This window comes from Pseudonocardia hierapolitana (genome assembly GCF_007994075.1).
GTDB classification, from domain to species: domain Bacteria; phylum Actinomycetota; class Actinomycetes; order Mycobacteriales; family Pseudonocardiaceae; genus Pseudonocardia; species Pseudonocardia hierapolitana.
On sequence record NZ_VIWU01000001.1, the window covers coordinates 6,581,745 to 6,596,063 of the forward strand.

Below are 14,319 nucleotides of genomic sequence, written 5' to 3' on the forward strand. Positions count from 1 at the left end.
GATTGACGACCCGCTGTCCCGGCGAAAGGGCGCTGCTCGTCGCCGCCGGTGACAACGAGGAGTCCGGCGCTGCACAGTAGCGGCCGGTCGGCTACCCGAGGCAGAACGAGGACTCCGAGGCAAATGAGCGGAACGCTTTCCGAAATCGAGTTGCTGGGCGGAATCGAAAAGGGCTTGCTGATCGGGGGGCGCTTCCGTCCCGCGGCCGGCGGACGGACCTTCGCGGTGGAGAACCCGGCGACCGGGGCGACGCTGTGCGAGGTCGCGGACGGCTCGGCCGAGGACGCTGTCGACGCCCTCACGGCGGCGTCGGCGGCGCAGAGCTCCTGGGCGGCGACGCCGCCCCGCGAGCGCGGCGAGATCCTCCGGCGCGCCTACGAGCTCCTCGTGGCGCGGACCGAGGAGATCGCGCTGCTGATCACGCTGGAGATGGGCAAGTCGCTGGCCGAGTCGCGCGCCGAGATCGCGTACGGAGCCGAGTTCTTCCGCTGGTTCTCCGAGGAGGCCGTGCGCATCCAGGGCGACTTCACGGTCGAGCCCGGTGGCTCGGGGCGGGTCGTCCTGATGCGCCAGCCGGTGGGACCGAGCCTGCTGATCACGCCGTGGAACGTCCCGCTGGCGATGCCGACGCGCAAGATCGGCCCGGCGATCGCCGCGGGCTGCACGATGATCCTGAAGCCGGCCGAGCAGACTCCGCTGACGGCGTTGCTGCTCGCGTCGGTACTGGCCGAGGCGGGTCTTCCCGACGGGGTCCTCAACGTCGTGACCACGTCCGACCCCGAGGCGGTCGCCGCGCCTCTGATCCACGACACCCGCCTGCGGAAGCTGTCGTTCACCGGGTCCACGGAGGTGGGCCGGAAACTGATCGTCAGTTCGGCGGACCAGGTGCTCCGGACGTCGATGGAGCTGGGGGGAAATGCCCCGTTCATCGTGTGCGCGGACGCCGACATCGACGCAGCGGTGGACGGCGCGATGATCGCCAAGATGCGCAACATCGGTGAGGCGTGCATCGCGGCCAACCGGTTCTACGTGCATGCGGACGTGGTCGAGGAGTTCACCGACAAGCTGACGGTCCGGATGGGCAAGATGGTGGTCGGTCCGGGTGTCGACGAGGGTGTCGAGGTCGGCCCGCTGATCGACGCCGTCCAGCGTGACAAGGTCGCCGCGCTCGTCGACGACGCCGTGAGCCGTGGTGCTCGCGTGCACACGGGAGGCACGGCGCCGTCCGGACCCGGCTACTTCTACCCGCCGACCGTGCTGACCGGTGTTCCGTCCTCCGCGCGCATGACGAGGGAGGAGATCTTCGGGCCGGTAGCGCCGATCTCGACCTTCACCGACGAGCACGAGGTGCTCCGCGCCGCCAACGACACCGAGTCCGGCCTCGTGAGCTACGTCTACAGCCGCGACATCGGTCGGGCGATCCGCCTCGCCGAGGGTCTCGAGACCGGGATGGTCGGCCTCAACCGCGGCTTCGTCTCGAACGCGGCCGCCCCGTTCGGAGGCGTGAAGCGGTCCGGCCTGGGACGGGAAGGCGGCAGGCTCGGCATCGAGGAGTACCTCGAGGTCAAGTACGTGGCGCTGGACGTGGACCGGTGAGTGCCGAGCCGATCACGTCCGGCGCCGGTCTGCGCGGCCCCGCCCGGTCGTCCGCGTACCGGGAGGAGAACGACTTCGACGGGGCCGTGATCGTCCCCGCGAACGCCCTGTGGGGTGCGCAGACCCAGCGCGCGATCGAGACGTTCACCATCAGCGACCTGCGCCTCCCGCGGCGCTACATCGGCGCACTCGGAGCGCTCAAGCGAGCGGCCGCCCGGGCGAACGCCGATCTGCGCCGGCTCGACCCGGCGCTCGCCGAAGCGATCGTGGCCGCGGCCGGTGAGGTCGGCGACGGTCTCCTCGACGACCACTTCCGCGTCGACGTGTTCCAGACCGGCAGCGGCACCAATACGAACATGAACGCCAACGAGGTGATCGCCAACCGGGCGAACCAGCTGTTGGGCATGCCGCTGGGGACCAGACACCCGGTGCACCCGAACGACCACGTGAACCTCGGGCAGTCCTCCAACGACGTCACGCCCACTGTCGTCCACCTGGCCGCGCAGACGGGGATCACCCACCGGTTGGTGCCTGCGTTCTCGCATCTGCAGACCGCGCTGCGCGCGATCGCCGAGGCCACCGACGGGATCGTCAAGCCCGGGCGCACCCATCTGCAGGACGCGGTGCCGATCCGGCTCGGGCAGGAGTTCCTCGGCCACGCCGGACAGATCGAGCGCAGCATCGAGAGGTTCCGCGCGGCGCAGCGCGGCCTCGCCGAGGTCGCCCTCGGCGGCACGGCGGTCGGCACGGGCCTCAACACCCACCCCGAGTTCGCCGGTCGGGTCGTCGCGGCACTGGCCGCCGAGTTCGACGTGGAGCTGCGCGAGACCGACAACCACTTCCAGGCGCAGAACAACCTCGACGCCGTCGTGTTCGCCTCGGGCGCCCTGCGGACGGCTGCCGCCAGCCTCCTGAAGATCGCTGACGATGTCCGCTGGATGAACAGCGGGCCCCGCGCGGGACTGGGCGAGATCGAGGTGCCCAGCCTCTCGATGGGCTCGTCGATCATGCCGGGGAAGACCAACCCGATCGTCGCGGAAGCGGTGTGCCAGGTCGCGGCCAAGGTGATGGGCAACGACGCGACGATCGCCGTGGCAGGCGGCCGCGGCAACTTCGAGCTCACGGTGATGACCCCGGTCGTCGCGTTCAGCCTGCTGGAGTCGATCGAGCTACTGGCCGGCACGGCCGTCGTCTTCGCCGATCGGTGCATCAGCGGGATCCGGGCCACGTCGGCGGGACCGGCGGCCGTCGAGCGAACTCTGATGATGGTCACCGCGCTCTCCCCCCGCATCGGGTACGACGAGGCGGCCGCCGTCGCCCGCGAGGCGCGCGCCAGCGGGCGCACGATCCGCGAGGTGGCCCGCGAGCGCACGGACCTGCGGGAGGACGAGCTCTCCGAGTTGCTCGACCCGCGGCGGATGACCGGCGTCGGTTGACGCGTGGTGGGCCGGCGGCTTTCGGCCGTCGCGAAGCCCGGTACCGAGGAACCCCAGCCCGCACAGGAGCTGTCATGGAACTGTCTTTCGAGAACAAGGTCGTCGTCGTCACCGGGGCCGCAGGCGGGTTCGGCTCGGTGACCGCGCGGACGTTCGCCGACGCCGGAGCCCACGTCGTCGTCTCCGATGTCGACACGGTCGGCGCGGAGAAGGTCGCCGCCGACCTGCCGTCGGCGATCGCGGTCACCACCGATGTCACCGACGAGGACGCCGTGCGAGGCCTCGTCGACGCCGCCGAGTCGGCGTTCGGGGGGATCGACGTCATGGTCAACAACGCAGGCGTGCCCCATCGAGCCGGAGCCCTCGTCGACCTCGACGTCGAGACGGTCGACCGGCAACTCGCCGTGAACGTGCGCAGCGTGTTCCTCGGCTGCAAGCACGCGGTGCCCGCGCTCCGCCGCCGGGGTGGGGGAGTGATCGTCAACGTCGCCTCGATCGCGGCGAAGCGCCCTCGCCCGGGCCTGACCGTCTACAACGCGACGAAGGGCGCGGTCATCACCCTCACCCGCGGCCTGGCTGTCGAAGTCGCCCCCGACGTGCGCGTCAACGCCGTCAACCCGGTCATCGCCGAGACCGGTTTCGTCAAGAGCTTCACCGGTGCGGATGCCCTGCCGGACGACCTCCGCTCGACCTGGGTCGCCGGCATTCCGATGGCGCGCACCGCAACCCCCCAGGACGTCGCCAACAGCATTCTCTACCTCGCGTCCGAGCAGGCCGGTTTCCTCACCGGCGTCTGCCTGGACATCGACGGCGGCCGCAGTATCCAGTAGTCCCGGATCAGGGAGATGGGGATGGCAACGATGCGTTCCGAACCGCATGCCCACAAGAAGCCGTCGGCCGCGAAAGTCGCCGTGGCGAGTTTCATCGGAACCACCATCGAGTGGTACGACTACCTCGTCTTCGGCGCGGCCACCGTCCTGGTGTTCAACCCGCTGTTCTTCCCCGCGCTCGACCCACTGGCAGGCACCCTCGCCGGGTTCGCGACGATCGCCGTCGCCTTCCTCGCGCGCCCCCTGGGTGGGCTGGTGTTCGGGCACTTCGGTGACCGGATCGGGCGGAAGAAGATGCTCGTGCTCTCCGTGGTCATGATGGGCGCAGGCACGTTCGCCGTCGGGCTGCTGCCGACCTACGAGACGATCGGGACCTGGGCGCCGGTCCTGCTGGTCGTGCTGCGGTTCGTCCAGGGCTTCGCCGTGGGCGGCGAGTGGGGCGGCGCCGTCGTCATGTCCCTCGAGCACGCGCCGGCGCACCGCCGAGCCTTCTACGCCAGCTTCCCCCAGGCCGGCGTGCCGGCCGGGACCTTCCTGTCCAGCGGCGCGTTCTTCCTCGTGACCCTCATGCCCGAGGAGCAACTGCTCTCCTGGGGCTGGCGCATCCCCTTCCTGTGCTCGGCGCTGCTGATCGTGGTCGGCCTCTACATCCGCCTGCGTGTGACGGAGTCGCCCGAGTTCCTCGCGCTCCGGGAGCGCGGAGACGTCGTCAAGGTCCCGGCGGCCGAGGTCTTCGCCTCGTACAAGAGGGCGCTGGTCGTCGGGATGCTCTGCATGCTCGCCCCGAACACGATCTTCTACCTGGCCAGCACGTTCTTCCTGAACTACGGCCCCGTTCACCTCGGGCTGAGTCGGGGCCTCGTCCTCGTCGCGCTGCTGGTCGCCGCCGCCATCCAGGTGGTGACCCTGCCGCTGTTCGCGATCGTCGCCGACCGGACGGGCACGAGGAACTTCCTCATGGCCGGGTGCGCGGCCGTCGCGGTCGGCGCCTTCCCGGTCTTCCTCCTGTTCGACACCGGGACCGTTGCCGGCGTGTTCGCGGCCTACCTGCTCGCCCTTCCCGTCCTGCACGCCCTGGTCTACGGCGCGATCTCGGCTTTCACCGCCGAGCTGTTCCCGCCGCGGGCGCGCTACACCGGCTCATCGGTGGCCTACCACCTGGGTGGTGCGGTCACGGCGGCTCCGGTGCCGATCGTCGCGACCCTGCTGCTGACCGAGTTCGGTTCCTCCTCGGCGATCGCGGTCTACGTGATCCTCGCTGCTGTGGTCTGCGGCCTCGTCATCGCAGCGGCTCCCCGGGCTCGGGCGCAGGTCGAGTTCCAGCCGGCACGATCAGAGGACGATGTCGACCGAGCGGCGACCGCGACCTCGACCTGACGGTTCCAGCACGGCCGAGGCTGCGCGAGGGATGAGGGCCGGCCCTCGTGCAGCCTCTCCGACGAGCAACCACCGGTCGCAGCTCAGCGGCAACCGGTGGGTGTTCGCCAGGGCCGGCGCCCCCTGGCTGCGCACCCAGGCCCCCGGCAGAGTGGCGGAGGTGAACCTCGTCGAGCTGGGTGCCTTCCTCAAGTCGCGCCGGGACCGGGTGCGGCCCGGGGACGTCGGCCTGCCGGCCGGCCCACGCCGTCGGGTGCCCGGTCTGCGTCGTGACGAGGTGGCCCAGTTGGCCGGTGCGTCGGTCGACTACTACATCGAGCTGGAACGCGGGGCCGGCGCCCAGCCGTCGGAGCAGATGCTGGCCGCGCTGGCCCGGGCCCTGCGGCTGAGCCGGGACGCGCGCGACCACCTCTTCTCCCTCGCCGGACGCCCGCTTCCCGCACCCGGCGGCCCGGCCGACCACGTCCACCCCGGCATGCTCGACCTGCTGCACCGGATGCACGGCACCCCGGCGCAGGTGGTCACCGACCTGCGCGTGATGCTGGTGCAGAACCGGCTGGCTGCCGCGCTGCTCGGCCCGCCGCCGACCACGACCGGGTGGACCGCGAGCTTCCTGTACCGGTGGTTCACCGACCCGGCGTCGCGCGCGATCTACCCCGCGGAAGACCACGACGAGCATGCTCGCTCGTTCGTGGCCGACCTCCGCGCGGCCATGGCCCGCCGCGGCGGCGACGACCCCGAGGTGGCCGCGCTGATCGCTGACCTGACCGCGCGCAGCCCCGAGTTCGCGCAGCACTGGGCACGCCACGATGTCGGGTTCCGCCGCCACGACCGCAAGCGCATCGTGCACCCCGAGCTCGGGCTGCTCGAGGTGAACTGCCTGAGCCTGTTCAGCGAGGACGGCACGCAGCGGCTGCTGTGGTTCACCCCGGCGGTCGGCACCGACTCGGTCGCGAAGCTCGAGCTGCTGGCCGTCGTGGGCACCCAGAGGTTGCTCCCGCGCTCAGGTGATGAGCTTGTCGAGGGTGATCGGTAGGTCCCGGATCCGGATGCCGGTCGCGTTGAAGACGGCGTTGCCGACCGCGGCGGAGCTTCCGACGGTCGCGAGCTCGCCCAGTCCGCGTGCTCCCGCGGAGCTGAAGGCGGTGTCGGCGTAGTCGATCCAGCTGACGTCGATCGGGGGGATGTCGGCGTTGACGGCCACGAGGTAGTCGGCGAGGTTCGCGCCTGCGAAGCGGCCGCTGTCCTCATCGATCGGGTTGGTTTCGAGCAGTGCGGCGCCGATGCCGAAGACGACGCCGCCGACCAGCTGGCTGCGGGCCGTCCGGGCGCTGATCACCTGCCCGACGTCGACGACGGTGGTGAAGCGGCTGACCCGCGGCTCGCCGGTGAACCGGTTGACCCGCACCTCGCAGAAGTGGGCGCCGAAGCCGTGCGCCACGGGGCCTTCCGGAGCCCCGCCCGCCGCCGGGCCCGCCCGCCCCGCCCTCCGTGGTGACCTCGACGTGCGGCAGGTCGGCCATGTCGATGATCTCGGCGAAGGTGACACCTCTGCCGTTGCCCTCGACGCGACCCTCACGGTAGGTCAGCGATGCCGGGTCGAGCCCGTGGAACGGGGAGCGCTGGGTCCGGACGGCGAGTGCGGTGATCTCCCCGATCAGCGTGCGTGCGGCGTCCTGGATCATCGGGGCGAGGGTGCCGGCGGCCCGCGAACCGACGGCGGCCGTTCCCGCCGGCAGCGCCGAGTCGCCCAGCTCGGCGACGACCCGGTCCAGCGGGATGCCGAGCGCGTCGGACGCGACGATCGAGGCCATCGTGTACGTGCCGGTGCCGATGTCCGGGGTCGAGGTCGACACGACGGCGGTGCCGTCGTCCCGCAGCGTCAGGCGCACGGGCACGTCGGACCGGTTGGCGGGGTAGATCGCGGTGGCCGTCCCCTGCCCGACGAGCCACTCGCCGTCGATCCGGGAGCCGGGGACGGGGTTGCGGTCGGCCCAGCCGAAGCGCTCGGCGCCGACGCGGTAGCACTCGGCGAGCCGCCTGCTGGTCCAGCCGCGGTCGGTGCCGGGAACGGTGGTCGCGTCGTTGCGCAGCCGGAGCTCGACCGGGTCCATCCCCAGCGCGACGGCCAGCTCGTCCATGGCCGTTTCCAGCGCGAACATCCCCGGTGCCTCGTTGGGCGCCCGCATCGCCCAGGTGGCCGGGGTGTCCATCGGCACCAGCCGCTCCTCGATCGCGAGGTTCGGCGTGCGGTACAGCACCGTCGTGGTTTCCCCTGCGGGTGCTTCGTTCCATCCCCCGGCGACGGGCATCTCGGACCAGCACTGGTGGCTGACGGCGTTGAGCACGCCGTCCCGGGAGGCGCCGAGCCGGACCCGCTGCTCGATGAGGGGGCGGTGCCCGGTCAGGACGAAGGACTGCTCGCGGGTCAGCGTGAGCTTGACCGGGCGGCCGAGCGCCCGCGCGGCCACGGCAGCGAGCGGACCGTCACCCCAGGTCGGGACCCGGCTGCCGAAGCCGCCGCCGACGAAGGGGCTGATCACCCGGACGTTGTCCCGGCTCACCCCGACGCGTTCGGCGAGCGTGTTCGCGTAGTTCGCAGGCCCCTGGCATCCGCTGTAGACGGTCAGGTGGTCGTTCTGCCAGACCGCGGTCGTGCTGTGCGGTTCCATGGCGACGTGGCTCTGCGGCTGCTGGGTCACGGTGATGTCGACCGTGACCGCGCTCGCGCGGAGCGCGTCGTCGATCGAGGCCACGCCGGGAGCGAGCACGGGCCCGGCCTGCGCCGGGAACTCGGCGTCCCCTTCGACCGGCTCGCCCGGCATCCCGGCGGCGAGGGTGGTCCGGGCCGGGCCGGGACGGTGTCGTACTCGGCGGAGACGAGCGCGGCCGCCTCCCGCGCCTGCTCGATCGTCTCGGCGACGACCAGCCCGATCACCTGACCCCGGAAGCGGACGTCCCGGTCCTGCAGCGGCGCGTAGGTCTCGCCCCGGGAAGCCGAGTAGATCCGCAACGGGTCGAACGGCGTGTACACGGCGAGCACACCGGGAGCACCGCGCGCCGCGTCGACGTTCATCGAACGGACGCTGCCCCGCGCCACCGTGCTCAGCACGACGTGGGCGTACGCGAGCCGGTCGCCCCAGTGGTCCTCGGAGTGGTCGGCGCTGTAGCGGGCGGCGCCGGTCACCTTGAGCCGGCCGTCGACGCGTGGGACGTCGGAACCGAGCGGAGTGGTCATCGGGCCGCACCGAGCCCGGTGAGCGCGCGCACCAGCGTGCGGCGCAGCAGCGCGGGTTTGAACGCGTTGTGCGTCAGGGGACGAGCGCCGTCCGTGGCGTGCGTGACGGCGGCCTCGTACGTCTGGGCCGCCGCTGGCCGTCCGACCAGTGCCCGCTCGACGGCGGTGAACCGCCAGGGCCGGCTGCCGACTCCACCCGCTGCGACCCGCGCATCGCGGATCACGCCGCCCGCGACGTCGAGCGCGATCGCGGCCGACGTGAGGGCGAACTCGTAGGACTGCCGGTCCCGGATCTTGAGGTAGGCGGAGCGGGTCGCCCACGGCAGGGGCGGCACGGTCAGCCCGGTGACGAGCTCACCCGCGCGCAGCTGGTTCTCGACGTGCGGGGTTTCGCCTGGCAGCTGGTAGAACTCGCCGATCGGAACGGTCCGCGCGCCGTCCCGCCCCGTGAGGTGCACCTGGGCGTCCAGCGCCACCAGCGTGACCGCGACGTCGCTGGGGTGGGCGGCGACGCACGCGTCGCTGGTGCCGAGGATGGCATGCATCCGGTTGTGTCCGGCGAGCGCCGCGCAGCCGCTGCCGGGTGTGCGCTTGTTGCAGGGTGTCGACACGTCCCGGAAGTAGCCGCACCGGGTCCGTTGCAGGAGATTGCCGCCCATGCTGGCCATGTTGCGCAGCTGCCGCGACGCACTCAGCTCCAGTGCCTGGCTGATCATCGGGTAGCGGGACCGGACGTCCTCGTGCCGGGCCACGTCGCTCATCCGCTCCAGCGCCCCGATGTGCAGTCCGTCCCGGTCGACGCTGATGCCGCGCAGGGGTAGCCGGTTGATGTCGACGACGCGCGACGGCGTCATCACCTCGAGCTTCATCAGGTCAACCAGCGTCGTGCCACCCGCGAGGTAGGCGCTGCCGTCGCGGGCGTCGCGCAGCGCCCCGTCCAGCGAGGCGGGCGTGGTGAAGTCGTACGCGCGCATCAGGCCATCACCTCGCGGGCGTCCCTGATCGCGTCGGTGATGAACGGGTAGGCGCTGCAGCGGCAGAGGTTGCCGGACATGTGTTCCCGGATCTCCTCGTCGGACCCGGCGTGGCCTTCCTGGACGAGAGCGACGGCGGACATGATCTGCCCCGAGGTGCAGAAGCCGCACTGGAAGCCGTCGTGGTCGATGAACGCCTGCTGCATCGGGTGCAGCTGCTCCCCGTCGGCCAGTCCCTCGATCGTGGTGATGTCGGCCCCGTCGAGGGATGCGGCCAGCGTCAGGCACGACAGCACCCGCTGCCCGTCGACGTGGACGGTGCACGCGCCGCACTGCCCGCGATCGCATCCCTTCTTGGTTCCGGTCAGCCCGAGGCGTTCGCGCAGGGTGTCCAGCAGCGTCGACCGCGGGTCCGTCTCCAGGCGCGTGCTCTCGCCGTTCACCCGCAGACCGACGGTCACCAGGTTCTCGCCCGGCGTCGTCACCGTCGGGGTCGAGGACCGGGTCACCACCACCGGCACGGCGACCGCCGCCGCGCCGGCGACCACGACGCCGGCACCGCCGATGAACTGTCGGCGAGACAATCCGCTCGGCTGATTCTTCCGGGTCGGTCGTCTCAGGAACCGTGGCATCGGGTTGCTCCAGGATGTCGGCGAAAGCGATCCGAAAGGCGAGTCCCGCACGAGGTGGCGTTCGGTCGGATCGGCAGGCGTCTGCCATGGTGGCGTCGAACCGCGCGCCTATACAGGGGCTGCTGACCCCCCTCTCATGTAATCGGTGTGAAGGGATTCAGCAAATCCTCAGAATGTGCTTCTTCGCTGGACGATTCGGTGAGATCCATTGCTGCTGCGCGGATCATGCCGCGCAGCCAGGTGTGCGTCGGGTCTGTTTCCAGTCGGGGATGCCAGACCATGCCGTACGGGAAGGGGTCGAGACCTTCCGGGGCCTCGACCAGTCGCACCCGTGGGTCAGCGGCGGCCTGCAGCTCCGCGAGCCTGCGGGGGATCGTGGCCACGAGGGGGGTGCCGGGTAGGGCGGCGAGCGCCGACACGAAGTGCGGCACCCGGACCGCGGCGGTCCGGCTGTGCCCGCGGGTCTGCAACCACCGTTCGATCATCGGTTGCTCTTGGTCGATGACGGTGACGGCCACGTGCCGGGCCGCGGTGTAGTCGGCCAGCGAGAAGCGGTCCCGTTCCGGGTGGTCTCGATCCACCACGCAGACGAGGTCGTCGGTGAAGAGCTGCTCCCAGCGCAGCGGGGCGGCCGGGCGGAGAACGGACAGCGCGATGTCGGCCCGCCCCCCTTCGAGGGCCGGGTAGCTGTCGTGTTCCCTCGGCTCGATCCGCACCTCCAGGTCGGGAGCGGCGAGGAACAGCTTGGGCAGCAGGTGGGGGCCCAGCGTCGAGGTGGTGTAGTCGGTGCCGATGATGCGCACGATCCCGGTTGCCGTCGTGGGGTCGAATTCCTTGCCGGCCACGAAGTTCTGCAGTCGCGGGAGGAGCAGAGCGAGCTCGTGCTGCATCGCCCGTGCGCGGGGGGTCAGTTCGTAGTCACCGCCGGACCGCACCAGCAGCTCGTCGTCGAACAGTCCCCGCAGCCGCTGCAAGGTGCGGCTCATCGCCGGCTGGCTCAGGTGGAAGCGCAGGGCGGCCCGGGTCACGTTGCGCTCCTCGAGCAGGATGGACAGGGCACGCAGGTCGTGGAGCAGCCCGAGATCGCTATGCGGCATGTGCATAGTATGCGATCAGAGTATGCGTTGGTCGCCCCGGCGCCCCTCGGCAGACCTCGGCCCCATGCCTCGTTCCTCCTCGCCGGGCCGTCCGATCCTCGCCCCGCGCGTTGCCGCGGCGGTGGGTCGTCGCCTGGGCATCCTGTTCCTCACCGCACCAACGCAGCGGCGACGCCCCCGAGGGTGACGATCGCATCCTGCGTTTCCCCAGCCGCTGACGACCATGCGGGAGACGAATGGCGGGTATCCGCATCACGCGTTGGCGGATATGTGTACGAATCGGCAGATTGGTCCGCATGTCCCAACCAGTTGAGACGACGACAGCGGTCTCGCCGACATCCACCCAAGAGTTCCTGGTCCGAGCGCAGCCGTGGACCATGCTGGCCTTCCGCTGCGCGGTGGCCGTCCTGTTCGTGCTGCATCCCCTCACTGCACTGGGGCTGCTGGGCGGCGAGTCATGGGGCGGTTTCATGGTCGCGGTCTCCGTGGTGGAGATCGTCCTGATCGTGCTCGTCGCCGTCGGGTTCCACACGCGAGTCGCCGCGTTCCTCCTGTCGGGGATGATGGCTTTCGCCTTCTTCGTCATACACCTGCCGAACGGCGGGAACTGGCTGGACAACGGAGGGGAGCCACCGGCTCTCTACAGTTGGGTGTTCCTCCTGCTGTTCGTGCTCGGGCCCGGCCCGATCAGTCTGGACCGGCGCAGGCTCGATCGGGGCGACGCCACCTGATCCGGGTCGCGCCAGGTCGGTCCACATCGACCACCGCCGTCCGCCCGGCCCTCGCACCGACACCGGCTACAGCGTGGAGCGTCAGGTCTCCGACAACTCGAACGATCTTGGCTTCGCGGGCCGATCACATTGTCGACGTCTTCGCGGGAACTCCGCCCAGAGTGTCACAGTTGGGGCAAATGTACGCAACGATCGCCTGAACGACGGTGGCAACAAGTGTGGTCAACACGGCCTTGGATGCGCCATGCTCGATCAAAAGTATGAGAATACCGCCGATCGCAGTTGTGTTGGCGGCCCACCACTTGTTCGTGGGCCACCGACTCTTCTGCCCGTTCGGTCTCCCCGCCCTCTCCTGGCCCTGCTCGGACCGACTGAGCGGAGGTGTTCCCGAGTCCACGTCGACGGACCCCCCGGTGGTCTGAGTTGTCCCGCACGGCGAGCTGGGCGCTTTGGCGAGTCGGTCGAGTGGTTGTACCGAGGCAAGTAAGATCCTCGCAAGCACCGCGACGGCGCCGAGTGCGGTCAAGGATGCAGTCAACCAACTCTTCGTGAGTTGCCAGGCTGTCCTTGCGTTTTCGTCACCTTCAACTACTGGACGCATGGCCTCCTCCTCGGCCTGGGGTGAGCTTGCTGCTCCGACGGGGGGGAATAGCTACTACCCGCAAGAGAAATTCTCTTCGAGGGGAACGGAGATGCACACAGTGCACGCCCCCCACTTCAGGGAGGCGGCACGAGCCCCGGGGTAGGGAGGGCCCTCCGACACACTTCGTCGCAGCCGCCCCGAGTGCGTTGTGCGGCCCCCACGAGCATTGACACCAACGCCGTGCCGCGTGGACGCCTTGAGTCGGGGATCGATGCCGATCGAGCGTGTGCCGCACGCCATCGGCTGGGGGAGATGTCGTGCTCTCGCGGTCCAGCGGATACGGAGCGGTACCTGCTGGACCGTCCGGAGCCAGGCACGCAGCGTCCGTGGGTGCCGAGGCTGCGGGCCGACCCAGGCCTACTCCGCCAGCCCGGCTGCGATCGCGGCAGCGCGGCCGCTTGATCGAGCTGCTCCCTCGACGGCCGCATCGCGCACCTCGGCCCCGGCACGCGGGAAAAGCCCGGCTGCAAATACGAGCCTGTGCGTAGGGACGCCAGTCGGTGACCGGTCCGATAAAGTTGACGAGATTGGTGGGCCAGAGGTGTTGGCGGCCGAGCGCGAGACAGTGCAGAGGGTCCTGACGTAGTCGAAGTCGGACTTCGACGATCTGCTGACGTTGCGGCGGGATTCGGACGACGGTTGAACCAACGGCTCGGGAAGAAGCAAGTCAAATATCGCTATTGCATGCACTCGATGCACTGGACCAGTTCGCGAATGCTCCGTGCATCAGCTCGCCGGGAACGTGCGGTGTCCGTCCACGCCGACGGACAGGGGTGGTGCATGCGACCGGAAGCACCCGATGTCGGGATGCTCACGCGGCAACGCCCCGTCGAGCACGCGCAGGTCGGCCGTGAGCACGACGCCGCCTCCGCGACACGGGCTCTCCATCCCGAGCCGGAAGTCGTCGTCGGGCGAACTGTCCGCCGGCGCCGGGACATGGCGGAAGTGCGGGTCCTCCGCGATGCTCGACTCTTCGTACCCGGGCGGCCGGACGATCGTGCTGTGCTCGAAGATGGTGCTCGGCGGCAGTGGGGGTGAACCGCCACCTCGCAACGCCTCCAATGTGGGGAACCCCGTGCCGTCCACCTGATCGGCCACTCCGGGGAACGAGTACGCGAAGCGCCGGAACAGTTCGCCGTCCGGGAACTCACCGGTGCGGAAGTAGCAGTTGCCGTCCGCTGCGGCGGGCCAGGTCGGGTTCGGGAGCCAACTGGTCGGCCTCGGGCGCGGGGGAACCGTGTTGACCGCCACGAAGACGTTGTTGAACGAACGCCGAGGCATGAAGGGGCATCGGCGGTTCTCGGGTGGCGGGTCGGTGAGTACCACGTCGGCAAACCGCCGTCGACGACGCAGTGGGTGAGCATGCACCCGTGGCAGTTCTCGCCGATGTCCACACCGTGGGGGCCGCGAACACCGTGACGTGGTCGAGCCGGACATCCCTGCAGTTGTCGAGCTTCACCGCCCGGGTGCCGTGACGGATCGTCAGGTCCTCGAGATGGACCGAAACGCATCTCACCAGCTTCAGCGTCGGGTCGTGGGCGGTCCAGATCGCGAGCGGAACATGCCGCGGATCGCTCGGTCCGGCGTAGTCGTCGAACCCCGGCACGTTGTTGGCGGTCGGGGACAGCCTGATATGGATATGGCCCGGACCGGGAACATCGTCCAGGCCGGCCCTCGAGCAGATCGTGGTGGACGGTGAGCAGAAGCTGGCCCGCGACGTCGACCGTTCAACACTCCCGGTCGGCGACCCGGCGTGAAGGCGCTG

General features: G+C 70.2%; 12 protein-coding genes and 1 pseudogene. 6 read left to right on the plus strand and 7 right to left on the minus strand.

The features are described from left to right. Positions 1-123: 123 nt before the first annotated feature. The 5 genes from FHX44_RS31205 (at position 124) to FHX44_RS31225 (ending at position 6,275) form a co-directional block, all read left to right on the plus strand. Positions 124-1,596, plus strand: coding sequence for an NAD-dependent succinate-semialdehyde dehydrogenase (locus tag FHX44_RS31205; RefSeq protein ID WP_147259053.1), 1,473 nt, complete (start codon positions 124-126; stop codon positions 1,594-1,596). Continuing rightward, complete coding sequence (locus FHX44_RS31210) at positions 1,593-3,032, plus strand: class II fumarate hydratase (protein WP_246170687.1); 1,440 nt, start codon at positions 1,593-1,595, stop codon at positions 3,030-3,032. The genes FHX44_RS31205 and FHX44_RS31210 overlap by 4 nt, the downstream gene beginning before the upstream one ends. A gap of 74 nt (positions 3,033-3,106) precedes the next feature. Next, a complete protein-coding gene (locus FHX44_RS31215) occupies positions 3,107-3,862 on the plus strand; it encodes an SDR family oxidoreductase (RefSeq protein WP_212612731.1) in 756 nt (251 codons plus the stop codon). A 21-nt stretch (positions 3,863-3,883) separates the two neighbouring features. Continuing rightward, a complete protein-coding gene (locus FHX44_RS31220) occupies positions 3,884-5,239 on the plus strand; it encodes an MFS transporter (RefSeq protein ID WP_246170688.1) in 1,356 nt (451 codons plus the stop codon). Between the two features lie 160 nt (positions 5,240-5,399). Next, positions 5,400-6,275 (plus strand): MmyB family transcriptional regulator, encoded by an 876-nt coding sequence (locus FHX44_RS31225; protein ID WP_170309106.1) that lies wholly within the window; start codon positions 5,400-5,402, stop codon positions 6,273-6,275. On the opposite strand, the gene FHX44_RS43935 is transcribed toward FHX44_RS31225, so the two are convergent. The 6 genes and pseudogenes from FHX44_RS43935 to FHX44_RS31245 form a co-directional block, all read right to left on the minus strand. Next, on the minus strand, positions 6,243-6,818 hold the full coding sequence (locus FHX44_RS43935) for a molybdopterin cofactor-binding domain-containing protein (protein ID WP_342793138.1): 576 nt from the start codon (positions 6,816-6,818) through the stop codon (positions 6,243-6,245). The genes FHX44_RS31225 and FHX44_RS43935 overlap by 33 nt on opposite strands. Continuing rightward, positions 6,802-8,010, minus strand: a pseudogene (locus FHX44_RS31230) (xanthine dehydrogenase family protein molybdopterin-binding subunit); the annotation flags it as partial. The gene FHX44_RS43935 and the pseudogene FHX44_RS31230, both read right to left, overlap by 17 nt. Continuing rightward, positions 7,938-8,477: a hypothetical protein gene (locus tag FHX44_RS43495; RefSeq protein ID WP_246170689.1), complete on the minus strand. Its 540-nt coding sequence runs from the start codon at positions 8,475-8,477 to the stop codon at positions 7,938-7,940. The pseudogene FHX44_RS31230 and the gene FHX44_RS43495, both read right to left, overlap by 73 nt. Next, a complete protein-coding gene (locus tag FHX44_RS31235) occupies positions 8,474-9,451 on the minus strand; it encodes an FAD binding domain-containing protein (protein WP_147259055.1) in 978 nt (325 codons plus the stop codon). Before FHX44_RS31235 ends, FHX44_RS43495 begins: the two co-directional genes overlap by 4 nt. Further along, positions 9,451-10,035 (minus strand): (2Fe-2S)-binding protein, encoded by a 585-nt coding sequence (locus FHX44_RS31240; protein WP_342793140.1) that lies wholly within the window; start codon positions 10,033-10,035, stop codon positions 9,451-9,453. The genes FHX44_RS31235 and FHX44_RS31240 overlap by 1 nt, the downstream gene beginning before the upstream one ends. A gap of 182 nt (positions 10,036-10,217) precedes the next feature. Further along, on the minus strand, positions 10,218-11,180 hold the full coding sequence (locus FHX44_RS31245) for a LysR family transcriptional regulator (protein WP_170309107.1): 963 nt from the start codon (positions 11,178-11,180) through the stop codon (positions 10,218-10,220). 296 nt (positions 11,181-11,476) lie between these two features. Between FHX44_RS31245 and FHX44_RS31250 the strand changes: the two genes are divergently transcribed. Next, on the plus strand, positions 11,477-11,911 hold the full coding sequence (locus FHX44_RS31250) for a DoxX family protein (protein ID WP_147259058.1): 435 nt from the start codon (positions 11,477-11,479) through the stop codon (positions 11,909-11,911). Positions 11,912-13,280: 1,369 nt separating this feature from the next. Here FHX44_RS31250 and FHX44_RS31255 read toward each other — a convergent pair. Continuing rightward, complete coding sequence (locus FHX44_RS31255; RefSeq protein WP_147259059.1) at positions 13,281-13,835, minus strand: hypothetical protein; 555 nt, start codon at positions 13,833-13,835, stop codon at positions 13,281-13,283. Positions 13,836-14,319: the final 484 nt, after the last annotated feature.

Excerpts from the sequence above, each read along its gene's own strand:
- FHX44_RS31205 (WP_147259053.1), top strand. The coding sequence starts at position 124 with ATGAGCGGAACGCTTTCCGAAATCGAGTTGCTGGGCGGAATCGAAAAG.
- FHX44_RS31215 (WP_212612731.1), top strand. The coding sequence starts at position 3,107 with ATGGAACTGTCTTTCGAGAACAAGGTCGTCGTCGTCACCGGGGCCGCA.
- FHX44_RS31220 (WP_246170688.1), top strand. The coding sequence starts at position 3,884 with ATGGCAACGATGCGTTCCGAACCGCATGCCCACAAGAAGCCGTCGGCC.
- FHX44_RS43495 (WP_246170689.1), bottom strand. The coding sequence starts at position 8,477 with ATGACCACTCCGCTCGGTTCCGACGTCCCACGCGTCGACGGCCGGCTC.
- FHX44_RS31235 (WP_147259055.1), bottom strand. The coding sequence starts at position 9,451 with ATGCGCGCGTACGACTTCACCACGCCCGCCTCGCTGGACGGGGCGCTG.
- FHX44_RS31245 (WP_170309107.1), bottom strand. The coding sequence starts at position 11,180 with ATGCCGCATAGCGATCTCGGGCTGCTCCACGACCTGCGTGCCCTGTCC.
- FHX44_RS31250 (WP_147259058.1), top strand. The coding sequence starts at position 11,477 with ATGTCCCAACCAGTTGAGACGACGACAGCGGTCTCGCCGACATCCACC.
- FHX44_RS31255 (WP_147259059.1), bottom strand. The coding sequence starts at position 13,835 with ATGCCTCGGCGTTCGTTCAACAACGTCTTCGTGGCGGTCAACACGGTT.